Origin of the sequence: Streptomyces sp. CC224B (genome assembly GCF_030010595.1) — a bacterium.
In the GTDB taxonomy this organism is placed as follows: Bacteria; Actinomycetota; Actinomycetes; order Streptomycetales; family Streptomycetaceae; genus Streptomyces; species Streptomyces longispororuber.
In genome coordinates this window covers 1-8476 of record NZ_JASCXL010000196.1, presented here as the reverse complement: position 1 = coordinate 8476, position 8476 = coordinate 1, and the positions used below count along the sequence as shown (strand labels likewise).

Genomic DNA, 8476 nt, shown 5'->3' with positions numbered 1-8476 from the left:
ACCGGCGCCTTTCCGTAGAGCACCGAGCCACCGTGGCCGGAGCACAGAATCTCGCCCGGCTCGTCCGCGCCCTCTACGCGCGCCTGGACCACTTACACCCTCCTGCGCACCTCCCGCCGCCCAAGCCCGCGGCGGCAGCTTCGAGGAGCTGGTGTGCGCAAAGTGCACCAACCTCGGCCCCGGCTTCTGGGGACACTGCCCGGTCTGCGAGGCCACTTGGCGGCTCAGCCCCCGAGCCTGGGCCAGTGATGCGTCCTCGCCCAGAAGAGCCGTGGTCTACTCGGCAGCCACACCGGCACCTTCGGCCCTGAATTTGTGCCCTTCCACGAGGCACTGACGCGTGCTGAGCGCCCCGACGTCGCTCTCGCACGCCAAATGGCGAGACCGTCGCGATCACCTTCGGGGCCTCACCCGTCGTCCTCCCCCTGCCTCTGGCCACCCTGGTCCGCAAATTCATCGCGAACCGACGAGGCAAAGCCAAGATCGGCACCCTGGATGATGCTCCCTGTCTCTTTACCGGAGGCCAGCCAGGCCACTTGCCTCATGCGGATAGCCGGGCGGCCACCGCAGATGCTGGATCCGCCCCTGGACAGGGCCCTGGTCAGACCGTAGGTGCCGCGAACCCTGGCGGAGTTGACTCCGTGATGCAGGCAGGACGAGACGGCGGTGACCAGCAGATCGAGCAACCCGGACCTCGCGCTGTGGATCGCGGCCGCCGGCCTGTCGCACGGCGAGATCGCCCGCCGGATCGCCGCAGCATCGAAAGCCCAAGGTCACCGGCAGATCGCACCCGATGCGACCCGCATCCGCCGCTGGTCGACGGCGAGCGCCCCTGTCCATCGGTTCCCGCGCTGATGGCGGCCGTCATCTCGAAGGCGGTCGGTCAGGCGCTCACGCCGGGTGATGTGGGCCTGAGGGCCGTCGGGGCCCACGCTGGTCATCCGCGGCTCGCCGCCGCTCTTCCGGCACCGTGAGTGTGTCGCGTGCCGGGGCTGACCGAGCCCGATCACGGTCCTGGCCCCCGAACACCGCCGCCGGACCCGCCCGCCGAGCGGCCGCGGGCGTGGCCTCGGATCGACCAGGCGGACGCCTGCCCCATCGCCGCGCACGCGCCCCACACCGGGTGCCCAGACGTGCGCGGGGAGCGGGGGTGGGGAGCGGTGGGATCGGGCGGCGCTTGCCCCTGCACCCGCAGCGCCGAGCAGGTTCTGCCCGTGACGCCGACCGGGACGACGGCACCGTGCAGCCGTTCGCGTCCTGGCTGCAGGTGTGGAATCGATCCGCGATCCTGCCCGCGCCGCTGCTGGTCGACTTCGGACCGCTGCTCGCCGCGGTGCTGCTTGCGACCGCACCCGCCGCCCCGCCCCGCGCTCCGCCGCCGTGAAGGAAAACAGGGCTGCAGGAGCTGGCTGCCGCAGGCCTGCCCGCTCGAGGCCGCCGCGGAGGGCGCCGACGGCTACGCGGTTGTACTCCACCGCCTCGTCGAACCGGCCCGGCCGCCTGCCCCGGCGCCTGGCCGAGTAGCTGCGCACCGGCGGCCCGCTCACCGATCCGGTCGGCTGGCCGCTGACCCGGGGTCTGCCGTAACGCCAGGAGTCGGCGACGCGCGGTGCGATGCTCGGGTGCTGCCGACTCGGGCCGGGACTGCCGCCACTGTGAGGACCGGCGTGAAGACTGCCGTGTGCAGCGCTCTCGCCCATGGCGACCTGCATGCCGGGGGTGGCTACGAGCGCTGCGGTGCCCAGCTACCGGGCCACTTCCACCGTGAACTCCTCATCATGGACCTGCTTGCGCAGCCCGAGGTTCCAGGGCCGTATGCAGCGTTGTTGCAGCGTCACCAACGCGTTGTGGCTGTTGAGGTTCCGTCAGGCCCTCGCCGGGAGTTCTTTGTTGCGCAAAGCAGGTAATGGGTAGTGGCGGCTGTTGACTCCAGCTGGTGGCATCATGTGACGCTGCATCTACGGGAGTTGTTGCATTTTCAGCGTGTGAGCTGGTGTGAGAGCTGATGTCTGGCCGGGTCGCATTTCCTGTGTCCCGGCTGGTGCGAGTGCTGAGCGCAGCCTTCAGGCAGCAGGTGCAGTGTCCGGATCCCGGATCTGAACCCGAGAGAAATGATCTAAGCTGTGATTCGAGTACTGCGGGTGACCGCCGTAGGCTCTCGTATCTTTGATTTGGAGAACTGCGAATCGCGTACTGCGGGCACTCGCCGGAGCAGTTGTATTGAGTGCAATGGCCGTGGGGACGGCCACGGCAGCCCCGGCAGGGGGGGCCGACACCGAAACGGTTCTCGCTGATACAAGTCTTCCTGAGGGATTCCATGTGCCGGGCCCTGACACGGTCGTGAAGCGGACCGTTCCTGTGCAGTCTGTTTCCGGTGATGATGTAAGCGACATCATTGCACCTGGCGATGCGATCAAGAAGAAGCCGGGCGAAAGCCTCATCAAGATTAAGAACAAGCGGTACCAGGGTCAGAACTGCGGTACCCGGCTTCTGCAGCAGACCAGCGGCCGAGGTGAAACAACTTTGGTTCTGACTGTCAGCAAATCTGTTGCGACGGAAAGGAAGTCCGACGTATCCCTGTCCGCCGGAAAGATCTCTGCGGCTATGGGGTTCAGTGTCTCAAAAAGCTACACCGTTGAAAATCAGACCCGTTATGAAGTTCCGAAGGGGCGATTCGGGACTATCCAGGCATACCCTCTCTACGATCATTACACTTACCAGGCAGTTTTCGCGAACAAGAAGTACGCCGGTTACGTGCTGAAGCCGGTCGGTGTGTGCTTCAACCAGTGGACCACCAAGGGCTGATCCGACCTGTGAGACGAGTGATAGGGTTTTTGCTGATGAATCGACCGGTCCGATCAACAGTCATCGCTGCCACTCTCTCGCTGGCCGCAGCGGCTTGCACCACGGGTGGGGGCAACTCTGAGGGGGCGTCGCCCCCACCTGAAACACACGGCGTCCCCTTGAATAAACTCAATGAAGTGGATTTGAGCGGCGACTTCATGAAGGTTGTCGACTCTGAGGGTCCAGGCCATCGTGCACGCCCCGTAGGTGAAGTTCGCCTGGGTAAACACCATATTGTTGCCTACGTGGTTGCTGAAAAGTGCGGGATTTCTGTATCTGGCTCAAAGGGGAGCGAGATTATCGGTCTGCGGACCGCGTGGCCGGAAAGCTCCTCTGAAGGTAGCACTAAGCTCCCGGGCGGCCCGTACTTCAGTTCCTCGGCGTCGAGTTCCGTAGGCTCTGACCCATGGGTATCACTGTCCTGCGGCAGGAATTCAATGATCATTGAATTCGAGAGCAAGAATGCCTCCAAAGCCTCTCGCCTGAACGGGGAAATCGCTGTAAAGCGGTCCAAAGATAAGCGCACCAGCTTCGCTGTGATCGGATCCGAAGACGCGCGATCGCGGATCCTGAAGAAGCTCACGTAGTCTCGAGCGCCGCCTCGCGCAGGGATCGCTCCCGGTTCGGACGTCCTAAGAGAGAGCAAGCCAGGGTCTCAGGGGCTGCAGTCCGCAGCTGCCGTCTCCTTGGCACCGAAAATGCCACCCCCTGGCCGCCGCCGGTGTTGCCTGGCTGGCACCCGCCGGTACCCGTCGGCCCGCCGGTGCCCATGCCCGTCGCGTGCTCCTCGAGGAAGAACAGCCCTTCGGTGACCCACCCCGTGCCGACGCCATCGCGTCGACCATCGCCCTGCTGCGCACCGCCATCGGCCAAGCCGCCGGCGACCCGGGCGCCGCTCCCAGCCGGGCGGCCCGCACGGCGCCCTGGCCGCCGGTGCCCCGGCGCTGACCGGACTCGCCGCATTCGACGAACGGGCCGCGGCCGCCGCCGACCGCAACGCCGACGATGCGTAGGTCGAGTTCGAGGACAACGACGAGTAGGCATGATCAGCCCCGCGGGCAGCCCCGTGGCGCCGACGGAGGAGGCGGACCAGCCGATCAGGGTGAAACCCGCCTCGAGGACCGTCCCGCCTCGAAGGCCGTCCCGCCGAGGACGGCAATGCGGTGGTCGAGCCGGCCAGTGAGCCGGTCCGTTCGCATGGAAGCCGGCGTTGGGCGCGACGTCGACCACGCCCGCCGTCACCGGTGACATCATCCGGCCCTCCTTGGGACAGCACGAACGTCAGCCCCGCCGACCCTCCGGACAGCAGGGCCACGCAGACCACACCCCGGGTGAAGCCGGGGTCCCGGAAGACCACCGGGTCCAGCAGCGGGCTGCGCCCGCCGTGATTCGGCGCCGTTGGTGCGTGACGAATTCCGCGAGGAGCGGCAGGGACAGGCCGAGGCTTACTCATGTCCAAACCAGCCACTCGGACTCGCGGCCGACAACCAGTGACGGAATCCCGGGCGGGGACGACCGAGTGCGAACGGCGGGTCCTCCTGCGACAACGTCCGCCGGTCACGCCCTGGCGCCGCCTGCTCGAAGCCGCACGATCGGAATACCACCGCCTCGCCCGACCCGATGCAGCACAGGACTGGGAAGCCATCGGTGACCCGACGGTCGGAAGGACGCTGCGGTTGCATAGAGATGGCTGCGGACCCGCTGGGTGGCGCTGCCGGAGTACTAGAGGCGCAGGGTCTGTTCGGAGAGGGCGGCGGCACGCTCTTCGATCTGGAGCGAGCCTCCGTGGCGGTGGCCGCTGGCGATGACGGAAGCGAACTCGCGTTGCAGTCGCTCGGCGTCGCTCATGCCGACAGTGCGGGATGCGGCCGCTTAAGGACACGGTCTTCAGCGTGGCTGCCGCGTCCGTCGCACCGGTGTGGCATCCTCACGGTGGCCATCTGACAACAACGGCCATCGTTCTGCCACCCCATCATCGCCAGAGCCGGTGCCCCGGTGCTCACTCGTCACGGCAGCTCACGTAGTAGAGGAGCCGACCGGCCGCGGCGCAGGCCCCGGGGCCGAAGAGGATGACGAACACTAAGGCCCCGTCCGGGTCCTGTACGGCGAACCGAAGGCCGAGACCCGCTGCGACGAGCAGCACCGAGACCAGCCAGCCAACGTAGGCCCGCGGAGCCGTCTCGCAGTCGAACGGTGGCAGCAACCCCATCGCCATGCCGATGGCGGGCACTGCAAGGAAAAGCGCGACGGTACTGACGACCGGCACGAGCAGCAGGGTGACAAGGACGCTGCCTGCGACGGCTCCGCCCAGCTTCGGCCAGCCGCCCTGTCCCGCCACGGCGAGGATGAACCCCACCGCGCCTATGGCCACGATGATGCCCAACATGTGTGTCCTCCAGCGAGTTGGCGGAGCCCTGCGTGGGCTGTGGGGCGCAGATGTGGCCGCTCTCCTGGCAGGGGACGGCTGCCCCCCGTCCTGCGAGGAGGTCTTTCAGCAGGCTAGCTGCTGTGATCAGGGCTCCCTTCCACGTCTATCGCGCAAGATCATGGATCCGTAACGCGCCCTGTCACGTCACCCGTGTTGGCGTGTGGCTGGAGCGCAGCACGGGGCTGTCGCCGCGCTTCTTGATCGAGCCGCCCCGCGCACGCTCATGCTCTATACGCTGTTTATTGCGGCATGGGGCTGCCGGTCGTCGTGATCGACGTGGCCTATGGCACAACCCGTGCCTACGGTCTGGACGGTGCGCTGTACATCAACCGTTCTTCCGCCGTGATCCGCGTGCACTCCAAGCCCGCCCCTCCAGGGGTTCGCCGAGCTGGGTCTTGCGGCCCATCCCGAGCTGACCGCGGGTTGGGCAAACGAGGTTGCGCTCATGGGACTTTTCAGCCGCTTCGAACGCGTCACGCATCCCTCCGACGGCACCGCTCCTGGCACGCCGGAGGAGGTACGGGAGGCGCTGCTCGCCCGCAACAGGCCCGATGCCCCCCTGGACCGTTCGCGACGGGAGTTCGGACGGCGCTGATCTGGTGGCGGACTGGCATCTTACTGACCTAGCCTGGCGCAGGTACTTCGTCAGGTTCAGAGGCGACTCGGTCCTACAGACACGGATGCGGCTGAAGCCGGACGAGTGCCAGGTCCGCTGCCTCGACTAGCAGCGGCAGCCCGTTACTGGGGACGCCAGCGGGGACTTGACCACGGCCGACGAGTAGCTCGAGATAACCTCGCGCTCCCTGAGCCAATCCTCCTAGGCCTCGGTGTCCTCGCCATCCGGAAGGGTGCAGCGGCAGGCAAGACGAGATGTCAGTGGACTGAGGGATTCTCGTCAGAGTGATCGGGGAGGGGCATGGACCAGGTAGCTCGTCAGAGTGTGACGATCTATACCGGCACGGGGAAGACGCACGCGTGGGCACCTGTGATCATCGATGGGCAGCAGAGACTGAGCTCTCTCTGGCAAGCCCTGGCACAAGAAGTCACGCGGCCTCCCTCCGGGCTTCGGAGGTCTCCGTTCAGCCCTCAGCCGTACACACCGCGGAGAATGCGGGCACGAGCTTCGGTTGGTGCCACCTACCGGGCACGGTGTGAGCGGATCGAGCAGCGTGAGCGCACCGGTCAGCACGATGCACGCCGTGCGGTGAAGGGCACACGCCGTACCCGCGATCACGAAGCCAGGATTGCCGTCCTGGAGCGCTGTCATGGGCTGTGCGAGAACCCCACGTGCCTGCTTCGCGACCTGCCCTACCGCACTTCGGCAGGTGATCCGCTGCTCGAAGTGGACCACATTGACGACCATGCGGCCGGTGGAAGTGAGCACCCGAAAGCGATGATCGCCTTGTGTCCCAACTGCCATGCCTACAAGACTCGTGGGGCTGGCAGGGCTGCCCTTACCGAGCGGCTACGCATCGCGGCCCTTGCCGCGCATGAAGCGTTGCGGTTTACCCCCTGACCGGGACTGCTGTCCAGCGCGGGCAGCACATGGAGCGCGCTCGAGGCATGCTGCTGTCCGCATGGCGCGCCACCCGGGCCTGGAGTGCCTGAAGGTGACTAAGCGCTCCAAGTGCCCAGACGGACAACTGGGATGCTCGAAATCGGCCCAACCGTGACGCCGAGCGTGGGCCTGCCCGCATGCGGTGTCGAGCATGGGGACCCGCGCCTCTACCGCGGGTCCCCATGAAATGGTTCAGTGCCCGGTATCAGCTGTTGAGGTCGAACACGCCCCACGCGGTGAATGGCTCGGCCTGGACGTAGATCCTGCTTCCTCGGCCGACGGCCCGCCGGCGGCCGGGGGCAGAGCCATCGGGCAGGGTGAGCTGACCAGTGTCCGTTGGCTCGACGGATGTTTCGGTGAGTTCTGCGTGGCCGAGTCGGTCCTGCTCCTCGCCGTAGCCGCCGTAGAAGGCCACCCGGTCACCGTGGACGGCCACCGCGTGGGCGCCTCTTATGCGGTTCGACCAGACCCTCACGGGCCGGTCGGGGCGGATCTCGACGAGCGGGAAGTCCGTGTACGGGCACGCCCAGGCGACGGTGCCCGAGACGTTCAGGGCGTAGCAGTCGAACAGACCGGGAATGGCGGCGTCGTCGGAGGCCCAGGCGAGTCGGCCCGTGGCGCTCCAGCGACGGATGCCGACCGGGTTCTCGTCGAAGTGCCCGACCCAGATATGGCCGGTCTCGTCCACGAGCAGGTGCTCGATGGCGTCCCCGACGGAAAAGGACGAGGTCTCGCGCCCGAGCGCGTCGAAGACCTGGACCTGGTTCGCGTCCTCGTGCCGGCGGGCGCGAGACGCGGCGACGACGAACCCGGCGTCAGGCAGGCGGTCCAGGTGCGGCCAGCGGGCTCGCACCGAGTTCAGCTCGGTGCGTTCGACATGGCCGTCCGGATGAACGGAGACGACCAGGGCGTCGAAGGGACGGACATCGCCGCCGGGCTGCGGAGCGCGTTCGGCAAGCAGCCAGTGGGCGACGCCGAAGACATCGACGGTACTCGTCAGGACGTGGCGGTCGTGGTGCGCGCGGGGGAGGTGGGCGTAGGAAGTGAGGGCGGTCCTCTGCACGGGCGGGCTCTCCAGGGTGGGCGGTCACGGTCATCGGGCGCTGCGGTAAGCGGCGGTCGGTGGCGCGCGACCTGTGGAGAGAGAAGCGGGGCGCCTAGAGGGCATGGCCCTTTCTGGTCGTCATGAGGCGATCATCGTCGACGTCCGACCTCGTGACAAACCTTTTGGCGCGATGCTCTTGGCTCGAATGCCTTGCGCGCATGGACCTGACCGTATGCGCAGCACCAGCTGGAAGAAGCACGCAGCACCCCTCGGGCACCGTGCGCACGCGCGCTCCACCGCGTCGACCAACTCGAACCTCCCGGCAGGGGTGAAGACGCTGCGGCAGCGTCCGGGTCCGGCTCCGGACCGGAGCTCCGACCCTCTCTTCGGCAGTCGGTCCCTTATCGGACTTCGCAGGACCGGCCCGAGCCCGGTGAGGGCCCTCGTCCTCTTCGGCATGGTGATCGCGTGCGTGGACGCCCGCTCGGCCGCCCGGGCAGACGACACCCCCTGGAACGCACTGCTAGGTCCTGTCTGATAATTGATCTTGTGGTGGGTCGTGGTGAGTTGACGGATGCGGCATGGGATCGGATTGCGCCCA

Annotated in this window: 9 protein-coding genes and 1 pseudogene; 7 read left to right on the top strand and 3 right to left on the bottom strand. The window is 67.0% G+C overall.

Going from position 1 to position 8476, the window contains the following annotated elements; all coding sequences use genetic code 11:
- The first annotated feature begins 666 nt into the window (after positions 1-666).
- From QK440_RS40160 to QK440_RS40140, 5 genes and pseudogenes are all read left to right on the top strand, one after another.
- A complete protein-coding gene (locus tag QK440_RS40160; protein WP_282798213.1) occupies positions 667-855 on the top strand; it encodes a hypothetical protein in 189 nt (62 codons plus the stop codon).
- Positions 856-1177: 322 nt separating this feature from the next.
- Entirely contained in the window at positions 1178-1384 is a 207-nt protein-coding gene (locus QK440_RS40155) for a hypothetical protein (RefSeq protein ID WP_282798212.1), read from the top strand.
- 845 nt (positions 1385-2229) lie between these two features.
- Positions 2230-2805 (top strand): hypothetical protein, encoded by a 576-nt coding sequence (locus QK440_RS40150; protein WP_282798211.1) that lies wholly within the window; start codon positions 2230-2232, stop codon positions 2803-2805.
- Between the two features lie 819 nt (positions 2806-3624).
- Positions 3625-3792: a hypothetical protein gene (locus QK440_RS40145; protein WP_282798210.1), complete on the top strand. Its 168-nt coding sequence runs from the start codon at positions 3625-3627 to the stop codon at positions 3790-3792.
- 560 nt (positions 3793-4352) lie between these two features.
- Positions 4353-4451, top strand: a pseudogene (locus QK440_RS40140) (WhiB family transcriptional regulator); the annotation flags it as partial.
- 115 nt (positions 4452-4566) lie between these two features.
- Here QK440_RS40140 and QK440_RS41515 read toward each other — a convergent pair.
- Positions 4567-4692: a hypothetical protein gene (locus QK440_RS41515; protein ID WP_349239354.1), complete on the bottom strand. Its 126-nt coding sequence runs from the start codon at positions 4690-4692 to the stop codon at positions 4567-4569.
- A 151-nt stretch (positions 4693-4843) separates the two neighbouring features.
- Complete coding sequence (locus QK440_RS40130; RefSeq protein ID WP_282798209.1) at positions 4844-5230, bottom strand: hypothetical protein; 387 nt, start codon at positions 5228-5230, stop codon at positions 4844-4846.
- A 487-nt stretch (positions 5231-5717) separates the two neighbouring features.
- Here QK440_RS40130 and QK440_RS40125 point away from each other — a divergent pair, with 487 nt between their 5' ends.
- Positions 5718-5867, top strand: coding sequence for a hypothetical protein (locus tag QK440_RS40125; RefSeq protein WP_282798208.1), 150 nt, complete (start codon positions 5718-5720; stop codon positions 5865-5867).
- Positions 5868-6380: 513 nt separating this feature from the next.
- Entirely contained in the window at positions 6381-6788 is a 408-nt protein-coding gene (locus QK440_RS40120) for an HNH endonuclease signature motif containing protein (protein ID WP_282798207.1), read from the top strand.
- Positions 6789-7035: 247 nt separating this feature from the next.
- Here the strand turns inward: QK440_RS40120 and QK440_RS40115 are convergent, their stop codons facing one another.
- Positions 7036-7893 (bottom strand): hypothetical protein, encoded by an 858-nt coding sequence (locus QK440_RS40115; protein WP_282798206.1) that lies wholly within the window; start codon positions 7891-7893, stop codon positions 7036-7038.
- Between the last annotated feature and the right edge of the window lie 583 nt (positions 7894-8476).